The sequence below is a fragment of the Phyllobacterium calauticae genome (assembly GCF_019991125.1).
Classification (GTDB): domain Bacteria; phylum Pseudomonadota; class Alphaproteobacteria; order Rhizobiales; family Rhizobiaceae; genus Phyllobacterium; species Phyllobacterium calauticae.
Window position 1 is genome coordinate 551280 of the sequence record NZ_JAGENB010000003.1, and the last position, 24953, is coordinate 576232.

Genomic DNA, 24953 nt, shown 5'->3' on the forward strand with positions numbered 1-24953 from the left:
ATGGCTACCGTCAAGATCGACACCAGCAATTTCCAGTCCGATGTACTTCAGGCAGGTCAGCCTGTTGTTGTTGATTTCTGGGCCGAGTGGTGCGGCCCCTGCAAGATGATCGCCCCTGCCCTTGAAGAAATCGCTTCGGAAATGGCTGGTAAGGTCACGATTGCCAAAGTCAACATCGACGAGAATCCGGAACTTGCAGCCCAGTTCGGCGTGCGTTCCATTCCGACATTGCTGATGTTCAAGGATGGCGAACTGGCTGCCAATCTGGTTGGCGCTGCTCCCAAGAGCAAGCTCAGCGACTGGATCCGTAATTCAGCCGCATAAGCCGAAGTCATAGACATTCATCAAACCCGGCATTCGTGCCGGGTTTTTTATTGCGGCGGGGTGCCGTTTTCGGCCAGAACGTCGCCGGCGAGATACAGCGAGCCGCCGATGAGAATGCGTGGAGCCGGTTCGGACTTGTCCCAGCTGTCCCGCAATATTTTCAGCGCATTCTCGACGGAATGCACCGGCTCTGCGGAAAGGCCGGCATCGCCGGCGGCAATCGCCAGCTGTTCATGCGGAATACCGGAATCGCTGGAGCGGATCGGCACCGTATAGACATGCCGCGCCATGCCGGTGAAGGCTTCGAAATAGCCGATGGGGTCTTTCGTGTTGATCATTCCGGTGATCAGGAAAAGCGGCCGCGGGCTGCGGTCTTCCAGCGATGCGATCGCCTCGGCGATCACCAGGCCTGCACCGGGGTTGTGGCCGCCATCGAGCCATATTTCCGAACCGGGTACTGCCAGTTCGACCAGCTTGCCCTTGATCAGGCGCTGCATGCGGGCGGGCCATTCGACGGTTGTCATGGCCGTTTCGATGGCATAATCCGGCAGCGTGAAACCCGCCGTCTTCACCGCCTGGATGGCGGCTGCGGCATTGGACAATTGATGCCGGCCGAGCAAGGCCGGCAAGGGCAGGTCGAGGAGGCCCGTATTGTCCTGGTAGATCATCCGGCCGCGTTCTTCGAAGGCAAGAAAATCCTGGCCGTAGACGGCAAAGGGGCAATCCCGCCGCTCGGCCGTTTCGATCAGCACCATGCGTGCCGCTTCTTCTTCCTGCGCACCGATGACAACCGGACAGCCCGGCTTGATGATCCCGGCTTTCTCCGCCGCGATCAGCTCGACCCGGTCGCCGAGATAGGGCTGGTGATCGAGTGAGATCGGCATGATGACGCTGACCGCAGGCTCCGGAATGACGTTCGTGGCATCGAAACGGCCGCCAAGCCCGACTTCAAGGATCACGGCATCGGCCGGATGTTCGGAAAACAGGACGAAGGTGACGGCGGTCAGTATCTCGAAAACGGTGATGGCCTGACCGGCATTGGCTTCCTCGACCCGGGTGAGGACGTCGGCAAAGGTTTCATCGTCGACCAGCTTGCCGCCGCCCGGTGCACCCAGTCTGTAGCGTTCATACCAGTGAACGAGATGCGGCGAGGTGTGCACGTGCACCGTATAACCGGCAGCTTCCAAAAGCGCCCTGGAGAAAGCAACGCATGACCCCTTGCCGTTGGTGCCCGCCACATGGATGACGGGAGGCATCTTCAGGTGCGGATTGCCCAAGGCATCGAGAAGACGCGTGACACGCCCCAGCGACAGATCAAAACCCTTCGGATGAAGCCCGAGCAAGCGCTCGATAATCGCCTCAGCCTTCGACGACACAGACAAAGCCAACGGCAAAGGCCTCCAGAACCATCACGTGAATCAAGCTTCGGCTTCAATCGTTGCCGGCAGCGCCGCGCCATTCGGTTTGGCAACGGGAACCTCGGTTGCCTTTTCGCCCATGAGCATCTTCAAAAGACGCGCAATGGTGGCTTTGAGTTCGGTGCGCGGCACGACCATGTCGACCATGCCATGGGCTTTCAGGTATTCGGCGGTCTGAAAGCCTTCCGGCAACTTTTCCCGGATGGTCTGCTCGATGACGCGTTGTCCGGCAAAGCCGATCAGCGCGCCCGGCTCGGCAATATGGATGTCGCCGAGCATGGCGTAGGAGGCGGTGACGCCGCCCGTGGTCGGGTTGGTGAGGACCACGATATAGGGCAGGCCTGCTTCCTTCAGCATTTCCACCGCAACGGTGGTGCGCGGCAGCTGCATCAGCGAAAGAATGCCTTCCTGCATGCGGGCGCCGCCGGAGGCAGCGAACAGAACGAGCGGCCGCTTCTGGGCGATTGCCGTTTCAAACGCCTTGATGATGGCTTCGCCTGCCGCCATGCCCAGCGATCCGCCGATGAAGCTGAAATCCTGAACCGTTGCCACAATCGGCAGGCCTTCGATGGTACCCAGCGCGTTGATGATCGTGTCTTCGACGCCGGACTTGGCGCGATGTTCCTTCAGGCGGTCGATATAGCGCTTTTCGTCACGGAACTTCAGCGGATCGGTGACCACTTTCGGCTGTTCCAGCAATTCGTAGGCGCCATCATCAAAAAAGTAGCGCAGGCGGTCCTTGGCACGAATGCGCATGTGGTGGCCGGACGACGGCACGACCCACTGGTTCTTTTCCAGATCCGTATGGAAGACCATCTCGCCCGAAACCGGATCCTTGATCCAAAGGTTTTCGGGCATTTCGCGGCGACCAAGCATCGAATTGATCTTCGGCCGGACGTAATTTGTGATCCAGTTCATGATCGGTCCTGTTCTCTCGTCGGTATTGTGATTTAGGGCTTCTATTCCGCCGCTGCAAGGCGCACGGCGCGCACGCCGCTGGAAAGTCCCTGCACCATCGTGGCGACGGCTTCGGCCGGATCGGCCACGAGTGAGCCATCCGGACGGATTGTATTGGCAACGGCATTGACGATTGCGGTGCCGACGACAACGCCATCCGCCGCGGTGCCGATCACCTTGGCCTGCTCGGCGGTCTTGACGCCGAAACCGACCACAACCGGCAGGTCCGTATGCTGCTTGATGCGCTTGACCGCATCCGCCACCCTGCTCGTATCGGGCAGGGCAGAACCGGTGATGCCGTTCATCGAGACGTAGTAGACAAAGCCGGATGTGTTCTGCAGCACCTTGGGAAGACGCTTCTCATCCGTCGTCGGTGTGGCCAGCCGGATGAAGTTGATGCCGGCCTTGATGGCGGGAATGCACAGTTCCGCATCCATCTCCGGCGGCAGGTCGACGATGATCAGGCCGTCAATACCGGAGGCCACGGCATCCCTGAGGAAGCGGTCGACACCATAGATATAGATCGGATTGTAGTACCCCATCAGCACGATCGGGGTGGTGTTGTCGCTCTCGCGGAAGCTCGCGGCAAGTGCGAGCGTCTTTGTCAGCGACATGCCCTTTTTCAGGGCACGCAGGCCAGCTGCCTGAATTGCCGGGCCGTCGGCCATCGGATCGGAAAAGGGAACGCCGAGCTCGATGATATCCGAACCGGAACCGGGCAGTGCCTTCATGATCTTCAGCGAGGTCTCATAATCCGGATCGCCGCCCATGAAATAGGTCACGAGTGCCGGACGCCCCTCCGCCTTCAACGCGGCAAATTTTCTGTCGATACGGGTCGCCATGCTTAAATCTCCATACCCATGAGTTTGCCGACCGTATGCACATCCTTGTCGCCGCGACCCGACAGGTTGACGATCATGATCTTGTCCTGTGCCATTTCAGGTGCGATTTTCACCGCCTGGGCAATGGCGTGGGCCGATTCAAGCGCGGGAATGATGCCTTCGACGCGTGTTGTCAGCTGGAATGCATCGAGAGCCTCGTCATCGAGGATCGGCACATAGGAAACCCGGCCGGTATCGCGCAGCCAGGAATGCTCCGGTCCAACGCCCGGATAATCGAGACCGGCGGAAACCGAGTGGCCATCGAGAATCTGGCCGTCCTTGTTCTGCAGCAGATAGGTGCGGTTGCCGTGCAGCACGCCCGGGCTGCCGGCACTCATGGAGGCGCAATGCTCCTCGCCGTCGAGGCCGCGGCCGCCGGCTTCAACGCCGATGATTTCGACGCTCTTGTCGTCAAGGAAGGGGTGGAACAGGCCGATGGCGTTGGAACCGCCGCCGACGGCCGCAATGATCGTGTCGGGCAGGCGGCCTTCACGCTCGAGGATCTGCGCGCGTGCTTCCTCGCCGATCACCGACTGGAAATCGCGCACCAGTTCCGGATAGGGATGCGGGCCTGCAGCGGTGCCGATGAGGTAGTAGGTGTCATCGACATTCGAGACCCAGTCGCGCAGCGCCTCGTTCATCGCATCCTTCAACGTGCCGTGGCCGGAGGCGACGGGTTTCACTTCAGCGCCCAGCAACTTCATGCGGAAAACATTGGGTGCCTGCCGTTCGACGTCGGTGGCGCCCATATAGACGACGCAGGGAAAGCCAAACCGGGCAGACACCGTCGCTGAGGCAACGCCGTGCTGGCCGGCACCGGTTTCCGCGATGATGCGGGTCTTGCCCATGCGCTTGGCAAGCAGGATCTGGCCAAGGCAATTGTTGATCTTGTGACTGCCGGTATGGTTGAGGTCTTCGCGCTTGAAGTAGATTTTCGCGCCGCCATCAAGACCCTTGTCCTTGGCCAGCTGGCGGACATGCCTGGTCAAACCTTCGGCATAGTAGAGTTTTGACGGGCGCCCGGCGTAGTTGGTGGACAATTCACGCAGCTCGGCCTTGAAGGCCGGATCATTCTTGGCGTCGTCATAGGCCTGCTGCAATTCAAGGATCAGCGGCATCAGGGTTTCAGCAACGAAACGCCCGCCGAAAATACCGAACATGCCCTCTTCGTCAGGACCTGTCTTGAATGAATTGGGTTCAACCGCCTTGTCCACCGTTCCGCTCCGTTTGTTCAGGCCACGTCAGCGCTTTTGGCGGCGCGCGCAACCCGGAAAAATTCTCTGATCAGGCTAACATCTTTTACACCCGGCGCGGACTCGACGCCGGACGAAATATCGATACCGCGCGCATTCGTCGCTTCCAGCGCCTCGGCAATATTACCGGCGTTGAGGCCCCCGGAAAGCATGTAATTGACCGAGGCGTCAAGGCCGCCGAGGATTTGCCAGTCGAAAGACACGCCATTTCCTCCCGGAAGGTCCGATCCCTTGGGTGGTTTGGCATCGAAGAGAAAGCCGTCGGCAATGCCGATATAGGGGGCAATCGCGTCAAGATCGCGGCGTTCGCGCAGCGCCAGGGCTTTGATGACAGGCAATCCGTAGCGCTGCTTCACGGCGCTGACACGGGCCGGACTTTCGTCGCCATGCAGCTGCAGCGTGTCGGGCTGCATCTCGGCAACAATCGCATCAAGCGTTGCGTCGTCTGCATTTACAGTGACAGCAACGGCCTTCGCCCGACCGACTGCGGCGCGGCGCAGGCGGCCGGCGGTCTGCGCATCGACATTGCGCGGGCTTTTGGGGAAAAAGATAAAACCGATATGCGACGCGCCTTCATCCAGCGCTGCCGCAACGGCTTCGTCGGTCTTTAATCCGCATATTTTGATATCAAGGCTCATAACCGGTGCCAGTGCCACGAAAACGCGCAAGAGTCGAGGATTTTGCGCGGTTTATCCTTCGATACTAAAGGTGGTGGTCATAGCCCGCTTTGACAAGGAAATCGAACGCATCTGCGACAGCCGGAGGGACCGATTGCGCAATCTGAAAGCCTTTGGCCGGATAGTCGACGATGCGCTTGACGTCGCCAACCATCTCATGGATCAGCCGGTCGAGCGGATAGGTTGTGAGCGGTTGATCCTGAAAGCCGTGCAATGGTGCCGTCACCGCGGCGTTTATCTCCGGCCATTGCGCGCGCACCGTCGCGAAGGCCCGGCGCTGCGTCTGCGGTTTGGTGACGATGATGACGCGCTTGACCGTATCACCAGCCATTTCCCGCGCAAACCGGATATTCTCGCCGATATTAGTCGCGTTCGGTTCAATCAGAATCGCGTCGGCCGGGACGCCAGCGCGGATGGCGCGCGCGGCAAATGCTTCCGCCTCGCTTGTTGTGTAGAGATGGTTGGTCCAGTTGCCGGCCTTGCCGGTAAACAGCATTTTGGCGGCCAGCCCCTGATGCCACAGGTCGGCGCAACGGTCGGCCACGCGCAGGTCGTAGCTGCCGAGGCCGATGATCAGATCGGCCGGGCTCAGCGGGTCATAGACGAGATGGAAATTCCAGAGGATTCGAGCTGCCGCTTCTATGGCAGGCGTGACTGGTTCCGGCATCAGCTGAAATCAATCGCCTGAAGGGCGCTGCCGTTGCGTTTCAACCAGGCTTTGCAGCGTTCCGTGTCGGGGCAGAGCTCGCCGCAAAGTTTCCAGAATTTTGGTCCGTGGTTCATCTCTTTCAGATGGGCAACTTCATGCGCCACGAGATAGTCGATGATCGGTGGCGGCGCCATCATGATGCGCCAGGAAAAGGCGAGGGTGCCGTCCGAGGTGCAGGAGCCCCAGCGGCTTTTGGTATCCTTGAGGCGGACAATCTTGGCCCGCCGTCCGACCGTTGCGGTGTGCCGCGCCACCAGCATGTCCAGATCGTGCCGTGCCTCCCGCTTGAGGAAGTCACCGACCCGGCGCGCCAGATGCGGCAGGTCGCCATGGACGATCAGTCGCGGACCCTCCGCGCCGTTTTCCTGCCGCACGGTTCCGCGCTTGTCGGGTTCATGCACGATGAGATGCGGGACGCCGCGGATCGGAATCTTGACCCCGGGCCGCACTTTGGGCTGGTCCGGCATCTTGGCAATGCGGGTCTCGATCCAGCCCTCGTGACGCGCCAGGAATTTGTCGACTTCGCGCGCTGGCATCCCCGGCGGCACGGTGATCCGCAAGCCCTTGCCGCCCGCATCGATGCGCAGGGTGAGACGCGTCGCACGCGGATTTTCCATTACGCGCAACGGCAGGACACGGCCTGCGACCTCGTAGCTCCGCTCGGCTTTCAGCGTCGCGGATTTTTTCGGCGGGCTTCGGAACAGCGAAAGGATCATGAGCGGGACTTTAATTGATTCGGGTGAAAGCCGTGAGACAAAACAGAGGCGGCGCCGGATCGCTCCGGCGCCGCTTCGCTGTGGAAATGCGGACAGGACTGGAGGGAACCGTCCGCAGGATGGTGTTATTCCTCTTCGGCGTCGTTGACGCCTGAAGACGGCTTCTTTGCCGCGGCATTGCGTTCAGCCATGAAGCGGTCAAACTCTTCCCGGTCCTTGGCACGGCGCAGTTCATGCGCGTAGTCCTCGAACGCGGCGCGCATCTCTTCGAGCTTGCGGCGTTCCTCGGCCAGGCGCTCCAGTTCCTTTTCGCGCCATTCGTCGAAGGCGACATTGCCTGTGCCGAACGAACCGCGTCCGAAGGACGGACCCTTGCCGCGACGGAATGCGCCGCAGAAGCCATCGGTAGCGCGGCTGACGTCGCGCTTGAAACCATCCAGCCGGTTACCCCAAAGGATGTAAGCGAGCATGGCGAAACCAAGCGGCCAGAACAGCATGAAACCAATAACCATCAGGGCGATGGTTGCTGGGGTCCAGCCCGGCCGGATCAAAGCAGCATTGTTCATAAAAGCTCTTCCTTCTCACGAAAGCCCGACCCGCACATGACCCCAAAAACCGGAATGGTTTTTGGACAAGGATCATCTGCCAATCCAAAAGTTATACTGCGTCCTTTGTGCGCCCTGAAGGGTGCACGGCGCAGTATTGGTCGATTGATTACGACATGGGAGACGGATTGCGGCTTTTCAAGAAATGCCGGGCTCGAATGCGGTAAGGGTTTGGAATCAGATATGTTTCTTTGCGTGATCGAAGGCAACGACAAGCAGGCCCGCCACCAGCGCCCAGAAGGCAGCGCCGATTCCGGCAATGGAAATGCCCGATGCGGTCACGGCAAAGGTGACGACGGCGGCAAGCCGCTCGGTCTCATTCTTCAACGCAATCGTCAACGCATTGGCAAAGGCGCCGATCAGGGCGAGACCGGCGACCAGAGCGATCAGGGGTGCCGGCAGAACGGCAAACAGCGCGACCAGCGAAGCCCCGAAGATGGCCAGTATCAGGTAGGACAGCGCATAGAACGGCCCGGTCAGCCAGCGCTGCGCCGGATCCGGATGGGCATCCGGCCCGGTGCAGATCGCCGCTGAGATGGCGGCCATGTTGCTCGTATGTGCGCCGAAGGGGGCTGTCAGCAGCGAAAGGAGCCCTGTTACCTGCAATGCCGCCGCCGTCGGCGGCTCGTAACCGGCGGCACGAAGCACGGCAAAACCGGGCAGATTCTGCGACGCCATGGTGACGAGGTAAAGCGGCAGCGCAATACCGATGATCGCCCGTGTGTCGAAGACCGGCATGATGAGGGTGAGTGTGGAGAGGCTGATATCCGGTACACTGGCAACACGGCCGCTGAGGAAGGCGAAGAGAATGCCGCCGAACAGCACGGCGAGGACTGCCATGGCCGGATTGAACAGGCGGATGACGAAGAAGAGAAGCACCAATGGCAGGACGAAGAGCGGATCGACGGGGATTGTTCGCGCCGCGCCGATGAGGAAGGCGAACAGGACGCCCGCCAGCATGCCGGAGGCTATCGATGCCGGGATTTTGGAAACCAGGCCGGAAACCGGCTTGACCAGGCCTGTGATGATGATGGCGATGGCCGTGACGATGAAGGCGCCGACGCCCTGCTGCATGGTAAAGCCCGTGCTGGCCCCGATCAGGGCCAGTCCCGGCGTCGACCATGCCGTGATGATTGGCATTTTGTAACGCCAGCTGAGAAAACCCGTGGCAATGAACATGGCAAGGCAAAGCGCCGTCACCCAGCTTGCCGTCTGCGCCTGTGTCGCGCCAAGCGCCTGTGCCGCCGCGATGATCAGCGCGAGCGTGCCGCCAAACCCGACAATGGCGGCAACGACGGCAGAAGCAATCACGGAGGAGCGCATGGGACGAAACCTGTTGGGAGGATTTACAGAATGGGCGGGCGGATTTTCGAGCGGTCAACCATCGAAGCCACGGTGCGGGTGAGAAGCTCCAGATCCTGCGGGCGTGACAGGCGATGATCGCCATCGCGCACCAGCGTAATCGTCACGTCGTCAACCGGCAAGTGATCAACCAGCCGCAGGGCATGGGTGTAGGGAACATCCCTGTCCTCCATCCCCTGCAGGATGTGCACGGGGCAGCCGGTCCGGATCACCCCCTTGAGCACCTGATTGGCTCTGCCATCGTCCAGCAGGGCCTTGGTGTAGATATAGGGTTCGGGAGCGTATTCAGATGGTTCTTCCATATAACCCCGCTCGGCAAGCTGGCGGCGCTGGTCCGGCGTCAATTGGGGTTCGACCAGCTCGGACGTGAAGTCCGGTGCGGGCGCAATCAGGACCAGCCCGGCAACGCGGCTGTGTTCACCGGCCTTTTGCAGTTCTTCGATCATGCGCAGGGCGATCCACCCGCCCATGGATGAACCGACGAGGATTTGCGGCCCCGACGAAAACTTTTTGAAGACCGCAAGGCTCTGTTCGAGCCAGAGGGAAATAGTACCGTCGCGAAACGCACCGCCCGACTCGCCGTGGGCGGAGTAATCGTGGCGCAGGAATGCATGGCCGTTGGCTTCAGCCCATCGATCCAGCCATTCCGCCTTGCTGCCGAGCATGTCCGAACGGTAACCGCCGAGCCAGACGATGCCGGGCTCAGCGCCCTCGCGGTAGCGCACGGCGATCTCGATGTCGTTGAGGGTGAGGAATACCGGCGGGTGAGCCGTCATGTGTCAGTCTCCAGGATGTGCCGCTTGCTTTTGCCATGCAAAATTCGATGATGAAACCCATTCAACTGGAAACCACATTGTATAGAATGCGAATATTCCTATATCTGAACCAGATGATTTATCCGTGAAAAGATGTTATTGAGCTAACCGCTGCAGACAAAGCATTGCAGGCGGGCCCTGACGGTGCTATTTGCGGGACCGAAATAATTCAAGGAGACTACTGCCATTCGCCGACCCTTTAGAGCACAGGTGGTCCAGAAAGATGGACCGCGTTCCAACCGCGATATCCGGGTACCCCAGGTACAGCTCATCGATGCCGAAGGTGAAAACCACGGTATCGTCACGATTCAGGCCGCGCTGGCCATGGCCGATGAGGCCGGACTCGATCTCGTCGAGATCGTGCCGAATGCCGAGCCGCCGGTGTGCAAGATTGTTGACCTCGGGAAACTGAAGTACCAGGGACAGAAGAAGGCTGCCGAGGCGCGCAAGAAGCAGAAAACAGTCGAAATCAAAGAAATCAAGATGCGACCGAACATCGACACGCATGATTATGATGTGAAGATGAAGGCTATCAAGCGATTCTTCGACGAAGGTGACAAGGTCAAGGTGACATTGCGTTTCCGTGGTCGCGAAATGGCGCACCAGGAACTCGGAATGCGGCTGCTTGACCGGGTCAAGGAAGATACGGTCGATATTTCCAAAGTTGAGGCCGAGCCAAGATTGGAAGGCCGCCAGATGATGATGGTGCTGGCGCCACGCTAAAGCTGAACGACAGTTTGAGACCAAGGCCGCCTTCGGGCGGCTTTTGTCTTGAACGATCCGGATTTAAGGGCTGACATGGCGCTCACATCTCCAAAGGACATGGCCCGGTTTCAGCGGCGCCGCCGAATTGTGCTGGCAGTCGTCATTTTTCTGATTCTCGGCGCTTTGTTGACTGTTCGCTCCGCCTGGGCCGATAACTGGACCCACGAATATATCGAGGATTTCGGCATCGGTGTGATTGTTCTGGCAATCCTTGGCCGCATGTGGTGCACGCTCTACATCGGCGGGCGCAAGAGTTCCGAAATCGTCCATCTGGGGCCTTATTCGATGAGCCGCAACCCGCTTTACGTGTTCAGCACCGTGGGGGCTTTCGGTATTGGCATGATGACGGGCAGCCTGACCGTCGCCCTGATACTGGCGGTGCTTTGCTATATCGCCTTCCATTTTGTCATTATCGCCGAGGAAGGTTATCTGGAGACCGTTTTCGGCGAGACATACCTTGCCTATAAACGCGAAGTACCGCGGTTCTTCCCCAATCTCAGGCTGTACCGGGAATCGGATGTTCTGAGCGTCAAGTCTTCGATGCTGTACAAGACGCTGGCGGACGGGCTGGTCTTTTTCATTTCCTACCCCCTGCTTGAGTTTGCCGAATATCTGCAATCGGTCAATATTCTGCCCGTCTTCTTTCGGTTTTACTGATTTTTTGCGGAATCGAAGACGATTCAACAGTTGCGCTTTTTCCGGCTTCTGGGTATAAGGCCGCGTTCAAACCGCCCGGCAGGGCATGCCGTGGCGGTTTTGCATGCTTTCAGACTTTGGTCGGTCTGAAGTGAAATCAGAAGGGTTCAGGCTCCATCGGAGTGACGGGAACCCTAGAAATAGGAGTAGCAAAATGCCCAAAATGAAGACCAAATCGGCCGCCAAGAAACGGTTCAAAATCACTGGGACTGGCAAGATTAAAGCCGCCGCCGCTGGCAAACGCCATGGCATGATCAAACGTTCGAACAAATTCATTCGTGACGCACGTGGCACAATGGTTCTCGCCGATGCCGATGCGAAAATCGTGAAGAAGTTCTTGCCCAACGGCCTTTAAGCCGACAGCGACGTTTTAAGGAGATCATATCATGGCACGTGTCAAACGGGGCGTTACGTCCCACGCCAAGCATAAAAAAGTTCTGAAGCAGGCTGAGGGTTTCCGCGGCCGCCGCAAGAATACCATCAAGACTGCAAAGGCTGCCGTCGATCGTTCGAAGCAGTACGCCTACCGCGACCGCAAGAACAAGAAGCGCACGTTCCGCGCGCTCTGGACCCAGCGTATCAATGCTGCCGTGCGTGAGCATGGCCTGACATACAGCCGTTTCATCGACGGTCTGAGCAAGTCCGGTATCGAGGTTGACCGCAAGGTTCTGTCGGATCTCGCGATCCACGAGCCAGCAGCATTCGGTGCACTCGTGGCTTCCGCCAAGAAGGCACTGGAATACCTGAAGAACACCACACCGAATGCTTTTGAAGGCGCTGTCCACTAAGCCAGCCGCCGCTCCCAAAGCACATTCGGAATTATAGACTTGGGAAACCCGCGCTGGCTCGGCTGGCGCGGGTTTTTCAATTTTCTGCATTGAATTGATCGCACAATCGCTCAAGACGCGAAACAGGTGAGAAGCATGGACGATCTGGTACAACTGGAAAGCGCGCTGGTCGCGCAGATTGAGGCAGCGAATGACGAAGCGGCCATCGAGGCTGTCCGTGTTGCTGCGCTTGGCAAAAAGGGCTCGATTTCGGAAAAGCTGAAATCGCTGGGGTCCATGTCGCCGGAAGAGCGCCAGACGCAGGGACCGGCCATCAACGGTCTGAAGAACCGCGTCACCGATGCGCTGGCCAGCCGCAAAAGCACGCTGAAGGATGCGGCGATTGCCGAGCGCCTCGAAAAGGAAAAGCTGGATGTCACTTTGCCCGTGCGCACCGCGCCGGCCGAGCGCGGGCGCATCCATCCGATCAGCCAGGTCGTGGACGAAATCACGGCGATTTTCGCCGATATGGGTTTTTCAATTGCCGAAGGCCCGGATGTCGAGACCGATTATTACAATTTCACGGCGCTGAATTTTCCCGAAGGCCACCCGGCGCGGGAGATGCACGACACGTTTTTCTTCAATCCGGATGAGAATGGCGAGCGCAAGCTCCTGCGCACCCATACGAGCCCGGTGCAGATCCGCACCATGGAAAAGCGGAAGCCGCCGATCCGTATCGTCATTCCCGGCAAGACCTACCGCATGGATTCCGATGCCACGCACTCGCCGATGTTCCATCAGGTCGAGGGGCTGGTCATCGACAAGACGGCCAATGTCGCCAACATGAAGTGGGTGCTGGAAGAGTTCTGCAAGGCATTCTTCGAGGTTCCGTCCCTGCAGATGCGCTTCCGTCCGTCCTTCTTCCCGTTCACCGAACCGTCGCTGGAAGTCGATATCCAGTGCGACCGGTCGGGCAACGAGGTCAAGTTCGGCCAGGGCACGGACTGGATGGAAATCCTCGGCTGCGGCATGGTTCATCCGAATGTCCTGCGCCATGGCGGGCTTGATCCGGACGAGTATCAGGGCTTTGCCTGGGGCATGGGCATCGATCGCATCGCCATGCTCAAATATGGCATGCCGGACCTGCGCGACTTCTTCGATGCCGATGTGCGCTGGTTGCAGCATTACGGCTTCCGCCCGCTCGACATGCCGACCCTGTTCGGCGGCCTGAGCGCATGATCGGGTACGGCTTTTCGCCTGACATGGAACTTTTATGCGAGCGGTTTCGCCTTGTCGAAACCCTCAAACGCTGAAATCGAGAAACGAGTGAAATCATGAAATTCACCCTCTCCTGGCTCAAAGATCATCTCGAGACCGAGGCTTCGCTTGGCGAGATCGTCGATACCTTGACCATGATCGGTCTTGAAGTGGAATCGCTGGATGACAAGGCGGCACTGAAGCCCTTTGTCATCGCCAGGGTGCTGACTGCTTCGCGCCATCCGGATGCGGACAAGCTGCAGGTGCTCACCGTCGATACCGGCGACGGCAAGCCGTTGCAGGTCGTCTGCGGCGCCCCCAATGCCCGCGCCGGCCTGATCGGCGCGTTCGCAGCGCCGGGTGCCTATGTCCCCGGTATTGATGTTACCCTTTCGGTCGGCAAGATTCGCGGTGTCGAAAGCCACGGCATGATGTGCTCCGAGCGCGAGCTGCAGATGTCGGACGAGCACAACGGCATTATCGATCTGCCGGCTGACGCCCCTGTCGGCACCAGTTTTGCGGCCTATGCCGGGCTTGATGACCCGGTCATCGAGATCAACTTGACACCGAACCGTCCCGACTGCACCAGCATTTACGGCGTTGCCCGGGATCTGGCCGCCGCCGGGCTCGGCGCGCTGAAAAGCAATGCCGTCGAGCCGGTGAAAGGCGCGGGTAGCCCGTCCGTCAGCGTGTCGCTGGATTTCGGCGACCGCGCGCCGATGTGTGAAGGTTTCGCCCTGCGCGCGGTCAAGGGCGTGAAGAACGGACCGAGCCCGAAATGGCTGCAGCAGCGCCTGATGGCCATCGGCCTGCGTCCGATCAATGCGCTGGTCGATATCACCAACTACATGACGTTCGATCGCGGCCGTCCGCTGCATGTGTTCGACGCCGACAAGGTCAAGGGCAACCTCACCGTGCGCTGGGCGCGGGAAGGCGAGACGATCCTTGGTCTCAATGGCAAGGAATACACGCTGAACCCTGAAATCGGCGTGATTGCCGATGCGGACGGTGTCGAGTCGCTTGCCGGAGTCCTTGGTGGCGAACATTCCGGCTGCGATGAGAACACGACGAATGTCGTTGTTGAGTCCGCCCTTTGGGATGCCATGACCATTGCGCGCACCGGCCGCAATCTCGGTATTATCACCGATGCGCGTTACCGGTTCGAGCGCGGTGTCGATCCGGAATTCATGGTGCCGGGCCTCGAGCTTGCCACCCATATGATCCTTGACCTGTGCGGGGGTGCGCCTTCCGAAACCCAGGTCGTCGGCTATAAGGGCCACACGCCGAAGTCGGTGACATTCCCGGCAGCGGAGGTCAAACGCCTCACCGGTATCGATGTGCCGGTCAAGACAAGCCTCGATATTCTCAGCCGTCTCGGCTTCCAGCCGCAAGGCACGGGCGACGTGGTGGATGTGCTGGTTCCGTCCTGGCGTCCGGATGTCGACGGCAAGGCCGATTTGGTGGAAGAAGTCATGCGTATCCATGGCGTCAACCGTATCGATCCGCAGCCGCTGCAAAGCCATGCTGCGGTCAACGGCAAGATCCTGACCACCCTGCAGATCCGCACCCGCAACGCCAAGCGGGCGCTGGCCTCGCGCGGGATGATGGAAGCCGTCACCTGGTCGTTCATTTCGGAAGAACAGGCAAAACTGTTCGGCGGCGGCCAGCCGTCGCTCAAGCTCGCCAATCCGATTGCCGCCGATATGTCGGATATGCGGCCTTCGCTCTTGCCAAGCCTGCTGGCTGCGGCGCAGCGCAATGCGGATCGTGGCTTCAATGATCTTGCCCTGTTCGAGGTGTCTGGCACCTATGAAGGCAATACGCCGGAAACCCAGCGCCGCGTTGCTGCCGGCGTGCGCCGCGGTACGGCCAAGCTGGACGGTTCCGGCCGCCACTGGGCCGGAAATGCCGCGCCGGTCGGCGTGTTCGATGCCAAGGCTGATGCCCTTGCCGTGCTTGAAGCCTGCGGTGCGCCCGTCGACAAGCTGCAGATCGAGAGTGGCGGTCCGGCCTGGTATCATCCCGGTCGTTCCGGCACGATCAAGCTCGGCCCGAAGGTCATTCTGGGCACATTCGGCGAGTTCCACCCGAAGACGCTGGAAACGCTCGATGTATCGGGGGCGCTGTGCGGGTTCGAAATCTACATCGATGCGATCCCCGAGCCGAAGCAGAAGGCGACACGCACCAAGCCGCCGCTGACACTGTCGGATTTCCAGACCGTACGGCGTGATTTTGCATTCGTCGTCGACAAGGCGGTGGATGCGGCTTCGATCGTTCGTGCGGCGCTGGCCGGCGACAAGAAGCTGATCACGGGCGTTCAGGTGTTCGATCTGTTCGAAGGCCCTTCGCTGGGCGCCGACAAGAAATCCGTTGCCATCGAAGTTGCGATCCAGCCGCAGGAGCGCACGCTCAATGACGAGGATCTCGATGCGCTAACCAGGCGGATTGTTGAGAGTGTTGGCAAGCAGACCGGCGCTGTGTTGCGCGGGTAAAGACCGAACCACGCACAATGGTCATGCAACCAAAAACCCACCAACAAAAAAGGGGCGCTCAGCGCCCCTTTTTATTTGATATAAATCGCAATCCTATTTCTGGATGACTTTCCAGTTCTTGTAGAAGATCGAATTGCTGCCCTTGAGGATCAGGCCCATGAACGAGACGATGGCGGCATAGAGGCCGGGCAGATGGGACGGGCGGAGAATGTCGACGAACAGGCAATAACGCGTCTGGTCGGTCTGGTTGACGGACTGGTGCATCAGCGTGTCATCGAAAATGAACAGCTTGTCGTCCTTCCAGTAGCTCGTCGTGTCGCCGCACCAGATATAGGCCGTGCGGTCGTTCATGTCGTTGATGTTGTAGAGGACACGGATGGTGGCGCGGATCGGGCCAAAATGTTTTGACGTCGAGTTCTTCTTGTTGAACACCGACACGCCGATGGTCTTCACGAAATTATATTTTTCGTAGAAGGACGGCACGCTTACGAAGCTGGGCTGGTCTTTGCCATACCATTTGAAGAAGAACATGCTGCGGGCCTGCTGTTCCGCGCGGGACTGCAGCTTGCCGACCAGGTCTTCCTTCTGCGTCGCGGTGATCAGGCGCTTGACCTCCGCCTGATAGTCGGATGGCAGGTCTTCCAGCTTGTAGACGCCCTTGTTGATATAGGGCAGCGACAGGATGTCGAGAACGATGTTCAGCGGTGACAGGATCCAGGTGAACAGGCCGTTGCCCCAGAAATACTGTTCGACCATCTGCAGGTCGATATTCTTGTTGCGCGACAGGTCATAGATGCCGCAGATCAGGTAGAAGATCACGAGATAGGGAACGAAATAGGCAAGAATTGCCAGGAGAACCAAACCGACAGCCCAGCGTCTGATCGACTTTTTTGTTGCTTTTTCCATTGTATTCCAGCTTCAGAAGGCCTGACCATCGATGAGCGAACAGGGGTGGTTTGGCGTGTTAGAACAAATAAATTGCATGCACATTGCAGCGTTGCCCCGGCGGTCTTCGGCCCCGGCAACGGCGTGAAATAGGCCTCACACCGTACCGTCTGTCAAGCGCGAGGCTCTATAATCTGAATTCTGGTGTCAACAAAAGCCGGGCGCTAGATCGCTTTTGCCGCTCCCATCGTTTTGAGCCCCCGCCATTCGATCAGGGCAAAGCAGGCAACCACGGCCGTGACGGCCAGACTGGCGGCGATGCCGAGGGCGGTAAAGGCGGATGGCATCCCCACAAGAATCGCCGGAACGCCGATGACCCACGCGAGGTCGGCGATGAAAACGAAACCGACCAATGGTTTCGATTGGGCTTTCCATCGGGCGATCAGGGCGACATCGGAGGCAAACAGCACGAGCGCGATACCCAGTGCTGCGATCAGCCAGACCGGCGCGCCGGGGATGAGATATTCTGCCGCCAGTTCGGCAAACAGTGCAAGGCCGAGCCCGGTGATGCCGGTGAGGACTGCGTTGATCGTCAACCCGTCTTTCAAGGTGATTTTGGTCATGTCATTCTCCTTCGTTGTGTTGATGAACGGAGAATGCCGGCATAAGGTAATCGAAACAATTACCTCTGGAGTAATGGATATTGCGAAGCATCCGCGCCAGTCTGGCGGGAATCAGGAGCGGTGATGGAATTCGGCGATCATCTGAAACAATGGCGTTCGCACCGGCACATGAGCCAGATGGATCTGGCGCTGGAAGCCGGCATCTCGTCGCGACATCTGTCGTTTCTCGAAACCGGACGGGCAAGGCCGTCGGAGGGCATGATCATCCGCATCTGCGAAGCGCTCGAGCTGCCGTTCAAGATTCAGAATGAGCTGTTCGGTGCGGCCGGTTTTGCGCCGCGCTACCTCTCGGCGGAACGCGAAGGCATGGCCGGCCTGCCGCCACTGATCCGCGACACGCTCCACATGATCCTCGAGCGGCATGCGCCGTGGCCGGCGGTGGCCTTCAATGCGGATCACGACATTCTCGTTGCGAATGTTGGCTTCATGGGCTTGGCCGAAGCGCTGGGCATTCCGATTGCGCCGGGTGTCAATATTCTGGCGCTGGTGCTCGAGCCGGGTCCCGTGCGCCGGTCCATCGCCAATTGGCCGGATGTCGCCCTGCTGTTCCTGAAGCGAGCCCGCAACGAAGCCAGGCTTTACGGTCCACGCAGCGCGCTGGCGCGGCGCATCGCACAATATGAAACCGATCCGGAAATATCAGCGCTGTTGCGCAATGATCAGAGCGAGCGCAACCCGCCGCCGGTTATAACCGTGCAGCTGCATCTTGGCGATGCCGTTACCAGCTGGATCACCACGCTGACGGCATTCGGCTCGGCGCAGGAGGTGCTGACCGAGGGCATATTCATCGAGCAGTATTTTCCGGCGGATGACGCAACGCGGGCCATTGCCGAAAGTGCGGGGCGCTGATTGCGCAGCGCCCCGTTGCCGGTATCAGCCGTTGACGAGAGCCAGCGCTGCATCCGAATAGCGGTTGCCCGCAACCCGCGTGGGTGAGAGCGCATCGCCGATCTTTTTCAGGTCCGCCGGCGAGAGTGAGACGTCGGCCGCCGCCGCATTTTCCTCCAGGTGCTTGATCTTGCGGGCACCCGGAATCGGCACGATGAAATCACCCTGGTGCAGCACCCAGGCGAGCGCCAGCTGTGCCGGTGTGATGCCTTTGTCCGCGGCCAGGCCCTTCAACGTGGCGATCAGAGCTGCATTGGCGTCCATATTGTCAGCCTGGAACCGTGGCAGGGTCTTGCGCCAGTCATCGGCACCCAATTCATCCGGCTTGCTGATCGTGCCGGTCAGGAGACCACGGCCGAGCGGGCTGTAGGGGACAAAGCCGATGCCAAGCTCGCGGCAGACGGCAAAGACCTCGTCTTCCGGCTCGCGGCTCCACAGCGAGTACTCACTCTGCACGGCGGCAATCGGGTGCACCTTGTGGGCGCGGCGGATTGTGGCGGCACTGGCCTCGGACAGGCCGAGCGCCTTTACCTTGCCCTGCTGGACCAGCTCGGCCATGGCGCCAACCGTGTCCTCGATGGGAACATTCGGGTCAACCCGGTGCTGGTAGAACAGGTCGATCTGCTCGATGCCGAGCCGTCCGAGAGACGCTTCCGCAACGGCTTTCACATGTTCCGGATGGCTGTTGACGCCGATCATGCGCGATAGGCCTACCCCTTCATCGGAAATTTTGAAGCCGAATTTCGTGGCAATCACGACCTTGTCGCGGCGGTCTTTAAATGCCTTGCCGACAAGGATTTCATTGTCGAACGGGCCATAGACTTCGGCTGTGTCGAAAAAGGTCACTCCGACATCCACAGCGCGATGCAGGGTGCGGATGGCATCGGCCTCATCCTGTCCGCCATAGGCAAAGCTCATGCCCATGCAACCAAGGCCAACGGCCGATACATCGAGTTCCCCGAGTTTGCGCTTTTCCATCACCGATCTCCTTTTGCTGTGATGACGGAAACCTAGATTGCGGATCAGTGTTCGATAATTCCCTTATTATTTCACAGGTTGTTCTATATAATAGATCAATGGATCGATCATACCTGCCTCAACTGTCCGTATTTGCCACTGTTGCAGCCTGTGGAGGCTTCCGGGATGCCGCCAGGGAACTGGGCATAGCGCCATCAGCCGTCAGCCACGCCATTTCAACCCTGGAACAGAACCTTGGCGTCCGTCTTCTCGCCCGCACCACGCGCAGCGTTGCGGTGACGGAAGAAGGTGCGCTGCTGCTCAAGCGGCTGCGTCCGGCCCTGGCGGAAATCGACCTGGCGCTCGATGCGGCCAAGGAAGCCAACAACCGCATCGCGGGAACCCTGCGGCTGAGTGTTCCGCCCTTTGCCGCCCACAGGCTGCTGGCCCCGCGCATCGCTGCATTCGCCGCGGCCTATCCCGGTGTCACGCTTGAGCTGCGCGTCGAAGAGCCGTTCAATGATATCGTTGCGGCTGGCGTTGATGCGGGCATGCGGCTGGGTGAGAGTCTGGAACCGGACATGATTGCGGTGCGCATGAGCGATCCGATCCGGGCGAACATCGTTGCAGCGCCGGACTACTTTGACAGGCACCCGATACCGCTGCACCCGCATGATCTTGCCGGTCATCTCTGTATCCGCCGCCGTTTTGCCAGCGGGCAGGTCTATCGCTGGGAGTTCGAGAAGGATGGCGAGGAAATCGTCATCGACGTGAACGGCCCGCTGATTCTCGGCGACGACCGGCTGGTCATCCAGGCCGCGCTGGACGGCGCCGGCGTGGCCTTCCTGCTGGAACATATGGCGCCGGAAGCCATTGCCGATGGGCGTTTGCTCCGTGTGCTCGATGACTGGTGTGCCCCGTTCCCCGGGGTCTATCTCTATTATCCGAGTCGCCGCCAGATGCGCCCGGCCCTGCGTGCCTTCATCGATTTTTTCAAAGTCTGAGCCTGGCGCTGCTTTCCATTCCGATTGGGCTTGTCTAGGTTGCACCACGACAAAGAGGAGAAGTCATCATGTTCCGTTGGGGTGTTCTGTCGACAGCGAAAATCGGGGTCACGGCGGTCATCCCCGCCATATGCGATGCGGAGAACTCCGTCCTGTCGGGTATCGCCAGCCGCGACCTCTTGAAAGCGCGGGCCGTCGCCGGGCGATTCGGCGCGCCGCATGCTTTCGGCTCCTATGAGGCCATGCTGGCATCAGCCGATATTGACGGCGTCTACATACCGCTTCCCACCTCGCAGCATGTGGAGTGGTCGTTGAAAGCCGCCGAAGCGGGCAAGCATGTGCTGTGCGAAAAGCCGATTTCGCTGCATGCCGGCGACATAGCCGCCTTGCAGCGTGCCCGCGACACCCATGGCGTGCTGATCGCCGAGGCGTTCATGGTGACCTATCATCCGCAATGGCTGAAAGTGCGTGATCTGATCGCCGGCGGTGCCATCGGCCGGCTGCGCCAGGTGCAGGGTGCCTTCAGCTATTTCAACAGGGATGCGGGCAATATGCGCAACCAGCTGTCGCTCGGCGGCGGCGCGCTGCCGGATATCGGTGTCTATCCAACGGTTGTCACCCGTTTCGTCACCGGCAAGGAGCCCGTCAGGGTTTCGGCCAATGTCGAGCGCGATGCGGATTTCGGCACGGACTGCTACGCCAGCGTGCGCGCCGATTTCGATGGTTTCGAGCTGTCCTTCTATGTTGCCACACAGCTGGCCGCGCGCCAGTCCATGGTCTTCCACGGCGATGAAGGGTTTATCGAGGTGCATGGACCGTTCAACACCGGCAAGTATGACCATGCCCGCGTCACGCTGCATGACAAGACCCACACGGGTGCCACCGAATGGAGTTTCGGCGACGTGAACCATTATCGTCTGCAGATCGAGGCCTTTGCCCGCGCCGCGAAGGGCGAAGACACGGCCGTGTTTTCGCTGGAAAGCTCGGTGCTCAACCAGAAGCTGATCGATGCGATCTATCGCGCCGGGGAAACCGGCAATTGGGAAGCAGTTTCCTAGTTCACCAATACACGCCGCCGCGTGCCACATGCACGTGCGGGTCGCCATCCGGGGTGTTGAGGCTTCGCGGGCAGGCTTCGCACTCGGCTTCCGGGCCGGATACCACCGGCCTGCCGGACTGGGTGTTGAGCAGCGACAGGATTTCCAGATTGCTGGAATTCCAGCGCCCGTGCTGGCGGCCGATCTGCGGAACCGGTGAAGGGCGCGTGCGGATCCGGTCCTGCGGCTTGACCATGAGCGTCGCGAGGATGTCGTCCGGCAGTGCTTCGCCGCGGGCAACCACACCCGATGCATCCTTCAGGGCCTTCAGTCGCGCCACGCGGGTCTCCGTCAACGGATGAGTGCGCAGGATCGACGGATCGGGAATGCGTCCGCCCGGCAGGATGAGATTTTCCCACAGCCTGCCCTGGGCCTTTTCCAGTTTCGTCAGGGCCTGGGCCAGCCCGTCCGGGTCGCCCGTCAGCAGGGATGCACCGAGATCGGCATCGAACTCCCGGGTGCGCGACAACGCCATCTGCAGCAGACCGCCGATGGTCGGTGCAACCAAAAGCACGAGGACACCCAGCCACGGCACCTGCGCATGCGCGCCGCTGGCCAGGAATGTGATGTTGAAGAGCAGCGATACCATGCCGATCGTCGACATCAGCGAGGTGAAGCGCGACACCGTGTCGGCCAGTGCCATGACCTTCAGGTCTTCATTGCGGATATGGCTGATTTCATGCGCCAGCACGCCGGTGAGTTCGCGCGCCGTCAGCACCCGAATCAGCTGGTCCGTCACCGCGACCACGGAATTGTCTTTCCGGCCGACCGCAAAGGCATTCATCATCCGGGAAGGGATGACGTGGAGTTCGGGTGGGCGCGGCAGGCCGGCCCGGCGGGATAGTTCCTCGACGATGGCAAGCCCTTGCGGGAACTCAGCGCGCGTTACAGCCCTTGCTTTATACATTTTGAGTACCATCTGAGGACTGATGCGCCGTATGGCGACAAGGCTTATTGCGCCGAAAACAAAGGCGTAGATAATGCCGACGGGCCCCGCCAGCGTAAAAGCGCAGACGACGAGCAATGCCAGGCTTCCGGCAAGAAGCAGCCATGTATGCAGCGTATTGATCAGCTGGCTGCGCCGGTGTTCGGGAAGGTTGAAGTGGAGTGCATCATCGGTCATAGGCGATATATGGCGCTAAAAAGCCGGTTTGCCGAGTCTTTTAAGGCAATTAGGCGTGTAAATGCCGCAGCTTCTGACTTGCATGGTAATTTCAGCCTTCTTATATAGCCCACAACACGCAAGTTCGGCTCGCTGTGGTCGTCTTGTATTGTTTAACCCCCCTAGGGGCTGCTGAATGGAATGCTCGGCAGAGGTCCCGGCAGCCTGCTGAATGGAGAGAAGTATAATGGCTAAAGTTATCGGTATCGATTTGGGTACGACCAATTCCTGCGTCTCCGTCATGGACGGAAAGAACGCGAAGGTCATTGAAAATGCGGAAGGTGCGCGCACGACGCCTTCGATCATCGCTTTCACGGATAGCGATGAGCGCCTTGCTGGCCAGCCGGCCAAGCGCCAGGCTGTCACCAATCCGGAAGGAACTGTCTTTGCGGTCAAGCGTCTGATCGGACGCCGTTTTGACGATCCGACCGTTGAAAAGGACAAGAAGCTTGTGCCCTACCACATTGTCAAAGGCGACAATGGCGACGCATGGGTGGAAGTTCACAACCAGAAATATTCGCCTTCGCAGATTTCCGCGATGATTCTGCAGAAGATGAAGGAAACGGCGGAAGCCTATCTCGGTGAAAAGGTCGAGAAGGCCGTCATCACCGTTCCTGCCTACTTCAACGATGCCCAGCGTCAGGCCACCAAGGATGCCGGCAAGATCGCCGGTCTGGAAGTCCTGCGCATCATCAACGAGCCGACCGCAGCGGCCCTGGCCTATGGCCTCGACAAGAAGGAAGGCAAGACCATTGCCGTCTACGATCTGGGCGGCGGCACGTTCGACGTTTCCGTTCTGGAAATCGGCGACGGCGTTTTCGAAGTGAAGTCGACCAATGGCGATACGTTCCTTGGCGGTGAAGACTTCGACATGCGCCTGGTCGAATATTTTGCGGCCGAGTTCAAGAAGGAACAGGGCATCGACCTGAAGAACGACAAGCTTGCCCTGCAGCGCCTCAAGGAAGCTGCGGAAAAGGCCAAGATCGAACTGTCGTCGGCCCAGCAGACCGAAATCAACCTGCCATTCATCACGGCCGATGCCTCTGGTCCGAAGCACCTGACCATGAAGCTGTCGCGCGCCAAGTTCGAGAGCCTGGTTGACGATCTGGTCCAGCGCACCGTCGAGCCCTGCAAGGCAGCGCTCAAGGATGCGGGCCTCAAGGCCGGTGAAATCGACGAAGTGGTTCTGGTCGGCGGCATGACCCGCATGCCGAAGATCCAGGAAGTCGTGAAGGCCTTCTTCGGCAAGGAACCCCACAAGGGCGTGAACCCTGATGAAGTTGTTGCCATGGGCGCAGCCATTCAGGCCGGCGTTCTGCAGGGCGACGTCAAGGACGTTCTCCTGCTCGACGTGACGCCGTTGTCTCTCGGCATCGAAACGCTCGGCGGCGTGTTCACCCGTCTGATCGACCGCAACACGACGATCCCGACGAAGAAGTCGCAGACCTTCTCCACGGCCGAGGACAACCAGTCCGCAGTGACGATCCGCGTCTTCCAGGGCGAGCGTGAAATGGCTGCCGACAACAAGGCGCTTGGCCAGTTCGACCTCGTGGGCATTCCGCCGGCACCGCGCGGCGTTCCGCAGATCGAAGTCGGTTTCGACATCGATGCCAACGGTATCGTCAACGTTTCGGCCAAGGACAAGGGTACGGGCAAGGAACACCAGATCCGCATCCAGGCATCCGGCGGTCTTTCCGATGCCGATATCGAAAAGATGGTCAAGGACGCCGAAGCCAATGCCGAGGCGGACAAGAAGCGCCGCGAGGCGGTCGAGTCAAAGAACCAGGCGGAAGCCCTGATCCATTCGACGGAAAAGTCGCTGAAGGATTACGGCGACAAGGTTTCGGCCGAGGACAAGCAGGCAATCGAAACGGCTCTGGCCGAATTGAAGACTGCGGCCGAAGGCGATGACGCCGAAGCCATCAAGGCCAAGACACAGACCCTCGCCGAAGTCTCGATGAAGCTCGGCCAGGCCATGTATGAAGCAGCTCAGGCTGCCGAAGGCGAAGGTGAAAAGACCGAAGCCGCGGCCAAGGGCCACGAGGATGTTGTCGACGCCGATTTCGAGGAAATCGACGAAAACGGCAAGAAGAAGTCTGCATAATCCGCAGCACACAATGTGATGAAAAGCCCGGCAGAAATGCCGGGCTTTTTTGTTTGTGCTAGCGGCAATGTCTTGCCTGCAAGGCAAAGTCGCATGGTGAGCCTGTCGAACCACGCACCACAGCTCTGCCAGGCCTTCATCGGAAAAAATCACACCAACTTATCCAACACGTCCCAACCCACGTTATTCTCAACGTGTCCTTTCCGGCGGGAATGCTTCCGGAAACTTTCGAAAGTCGGGAAAGGATCGGCGCTTCGGCCTCGCGGGGAGGAAAACCTGTCGAGCCGGGGAGGTTTCGCCCCCTGCTCAAAGTCCTCACAAGGGAACGGGCAGAACGAGGCAAAACCTCAAAATCGCCGGAGCGGGTGGTCCTTGGATCGCAAGCATAGCATACCGCATACCCCAAGACCCGCGTTCCAGGGACCGCCCGTCTTTCCCTCCTTCAACAGCCAGACGCAATGGCGGGCGTGGCAACGGGG

General features: G+C 59.6%; 25 protein-coding genes. 11 read left to right on the plus strand and 14 right to left on the minus strand.

Going from position 1 to position 24953, the window contains the following annotated elements:
* Positions 1–324, plus strand: a complete 324-nt coding sequence (trxA, locus tag J1W56_RS14580; protein ID WP_105734109.1) for a thioredoxin — start codon at positions 1–3, stop codon at positions 322–324.
* 47 nt (positions 325–371) lie between these two features.
* Here the strand turns inward: trxA and J1W56_RS14585 are convergent, their stop codons facing one another.
* The 10 genes from J1W56_RS14585 to J1W56_RS14630 all read right to left on the minus strand — a co-directional run bounded on the left by J1W56_RS14585 (position 372) and on the right by J1W56_RS14630 (position 9678).
* Positions 372–1700, minus strand: a complete 1329-nt coding sequence (locus tag J1W56_RS14585) for a bifunctional folylpolyglutamate synthase/dihydrofolate synthase (RefSeq protein WP_223614144.1) — start codon at positions 1698–1700, stop codon at positions 372–374.
* 42 nt (positions 1701–1742) lie between these two features.
* Complete coding sequence (gene accD, locus J1W56_RS14590; RefSeq protein WP_223613979.1) at positions 1743–2660, minus strand: acetyl-CoA carboxylase, carboxyltransferase subunit beta; 918 nt, start codon at positions 2658–2660, stop codon at positions 1743–1745.
* A gap of 41 nt (positions 2661–2701) precedes the next feature.
* Complete coding sequence (trpA, locus tag J1W56_RS14595) at positions 2702–3541, minus strand: tryptophan synthase subunit alpha (RefSeq protein WP_223613980.1); 840 nt, start codon at positions 3539–3541, stop codon at positions 2702–2704.
* Positions 3542–3543: 2 nt separating this feature from the next.
* Positions 3544–4740 (minus strand): tryptophan synthase subunit beta, encoded by a 1197-nt coding sequence (gene trpB, locus J1W56_RS14600; RefSeq protein WP_226904695.1) that lies wholly within the window; start codon positions 4738–4740, stop codon positions 3544–3546.
* 71 nt (positions 4741–4811) lie between these two features.
* Positions 4812–5471, minus strand: coding sequence for a phosphoribosylanthranilate isomerase (locus J1W56_RS14605; RefSeq protein WP_223613982.1), 660 nt, complete (start codon positions 5469–5471; stop codon positions 4812–4814).
* A gap of 64 nt (positions 5472–5535) precedes the next feature.
* Complete coding sequence (locus J1W56_RS14610) at positions 5536–6177, minus strand: YdcF family protein (RefSeq protein WP_223613983.1); 642 nt, start codon at positions 6175–6177, stop codon at positions 5536–5538.
* Entirely contained in the window at positions 6177–6935 is a 759-nt protein-coding gene (locus J1W56_RS14615; protein ID WP_223613984.1) for a M48 family metallopeptidase, read from the minus strand. The genes J1W56_RS14610 and J1W56_RS14615 overlap by 1 nt, the downstream gene beginning before the upstream one ends.
* A gap of 125 nt (positions 6936–7060) precedes the next feature.
* Positions 7061–7501: a DUF2852 domain-containing protein gene (locus tag J1W56_RS14620; RefSeq protein ID WP_223613985.1), complete on the minus strand. Its 441-nt coding sequence runs from the start codon at positions 7499–7501 to the stop codon at positions 7061–7063.
* A gap of 216 nt (positions 7502–7717) precedes the next feature.
* Positions 7718–8863: a benzoate/H(+) symporter BenE family transporter gene (locus tag J1W56_RS14625; RefSeq protein WP_223613986.1), complete on the minus strand. Its 1146-nt coding sequence runs from the start codon at positions 8861–8863 to the stop codon at positions 7718–7720.
* 23 nt (positions 8864–8886) lie between these two features.
* Entirely contained in the window at positions 8887–9678 is a 792-nt protein-coding gene (locus tag J1W56_RS14630; RefSeq protein ID WP_223613987.1) for an alpha/beta hydrolase, read from the minus strand.
* Positions 9679–9903: 225 nt separating this feature from the next.
* Between J1W56_RS14630 and infC the strand changes: the two genes are divergently transcribed.
* The 6 genes from infC to pheT all read left to right on the plus strand — a co-directional run bounded on the left by infC (position 9904) and on the right by pheT (position 15694).
* Positions 9904–10440, plus strand: a complete 537-nt coding sequence (gene infC / locus J1W56_RS14635; RefSeq protein ID WP_105734100.1) for a translation initiation factor IF-3 — start codon at positions 9904–9906, stop codon at positions 10438–10440.
* A 75-nt stretch (positions 10441–10515) separates the two neighbouring features.
* A complete protein-coding gene (locus J1W56_RS14640) occupies positions 10516–11139 on the plus strand; it encodes a methyltransferase family protein (protein WP_223613988.1) in 624 nt (207 codons plus the stop codon).
* 193 nt (positions 11140–11332) lie between these two features.
* Complete coding sequence (rpmI, locus tag J1W56_RS14645; protein ID WP_008127399.1) at positions 11333–11533, plus strand: 50S ribosomal protein L35; 201 nt, start codon at positions 11333–11335, stop codon at positions 11531–11533.
* A gap of 31 nt (positions 11534–11564) precedes the next feature.
* Positions 11565–11966: a 50S ribosomal protein L20 gene (gene rplT, locus J1W56_RS14650; RefSeq protein WP_091879294.1), complete on the plus strand. Its 402-nt coding sequence runs from the start codon at positions 11565–11567 to the stop codon at positions 11964–11966.
* 135 nt (positions 11967–12101) lie between these two features.
* Complete coding sequence (gene pheS, locus J1W56_RS14655; protein WP_223613989.1) at positions 12102–13184, plus strand: phenylalanine--tRNA ligase subunit alpha; 1083 nt, start codon at positions 12102–12104, stop codon at positions 13182–13184.
* Positions 13185–13279: 95 nt separating this feature from the next.
* On the plus strand, positions 13280–15694 hold the full coding sequence (gene pheT, locus J1W56_RS14660; protein ID WP_223613990.1) for a phenylalanine--tRNA ligase subunit beta: 2415 nt from the start codon (positions 13280–13282) through the stop codon (positions 15692–15694).
* 93 nt (positions 15695–15787) lie between these two features.
* On the opposite strand, the gene J1W56_RS14665 is transcribed toward pheT, so the two are convergent.
* Together J1W56_RS14665 and J1W56_RS14670 are read right to left on the minus strand one after the other, a co-directional pair.
* Positions 15788–16600 (minus strand): aspartyl/asparaginyl beta-hydroxylase domain-containing protein, encoded by an 813-nt coding sequence (locus tag J1W56_RS14665; RefSeq protein WP_223613991.1) that lies wholly within the window; start codon positions 16598–16600, stop codon positions 15788–15790.
* Positions 16601–16803: 203 nt separating this feature from the next.
* On the minus strand, positions 16804–17202 hold the full coding sequence (locus J1W56_RS14670) for a hypothetical protein (RefSeq protein WP_223613992.1): 399 nt from the start codon (positions 17200–17202) through the stop codon (positions 16804–16806).
* A gap of 123 nt (positions 17203–17325) precedes the next feature.
* On the opposite strand from J1W56_RS14670, the gene J1W56_RS14675 reads away from it, so the two are divergent.
* Complete coding sequence (locus tag J1W56_RS14675; protein ID WP_223613993.1) at positions 17326–18111, plus strand: helix-turn-helix domain-containing protein; 786 nt, start codon at positions 17326–17328, stop codon at positions 18109–18111.
* 24 nt (positions 18112–18135) lie between these two features.
* Here J1W56_RS14675 and J1W56_RS14680 read toward each other — a convergent pair whose 3' ends face one another.
* Positions 18136–19128, minus strand: a complete 993-nt coding sequence (locus J1W56_RS14680; protein WP_223613994.1) for an aldo/keto reductase — start codon at positions 19126–19128, stop codon at positions 18136–18138.
* Between the two features lie 98 nt (positions 19129–19226).
* Here J1W56_RS14680 and J1W56_RS14685 point away from each other — a divergent pair, with 98 nt between their 5' ends.
* Together J1W56_RS14685 and J1W56_RS14690 are read left to right on the plus strand one after the other, a co-directional pair.
* The gene (locus J1W56_RS14685; RefSeq protein WP_223613995.1) at positions 19227–20111 is read left to right on the plus strand and encodes a LysR family transcriptional regulator; all 885 of its coding nucleotides are present in this window, start codon (positions 19227–19229) and stop codon (positions 20109–20111) included.
* A 68-nt stretch (positions 20112–20179) separates the two neighbouring features.
* Entirely contained in the window at positions 20180–21169 is a 990-nt protein-coding gene (locus tag J1W56_RS14690; RefSeq protein WP_223613996.1) for a Gfo/Idh/MocA family protein, read from the plus strand.
* Between the two features lies 1 nt (position 21170).
* On the opposite strand, the gene J1W56_RS14695 is transcribed toward J1W56_RS14690, so the two are convergent.
* Positions 21171–22331 (minus strand): zinc metalloprotease HtpX, encoded by a 1161-nt coding sequence (locus tag J1W56_RS14695; protein ID WP_223613997.1) that lies wholly within the window; start codon positions 22329–22331, stop codon positions 21171–21173.
* Positions 22332–22557: 226 nt separating this feature from the next.
* Here J1W56_RS14695 and dnaK point away from each other — a divergent pair, with 226 nt between their 5' ends.
* On the plus strand, positions 22558–24474 hold the full coding sequence (gene dnaK, locus J1W56_RS14700) for a molecular chaperone DnaK (protein WP_223613998.1): 1917 nt from the start codon (positions 22558–22560) through the stop codon (positions 24472–24474).
* Positions 24475–24953: the final 479 nt, after the last annotated feature.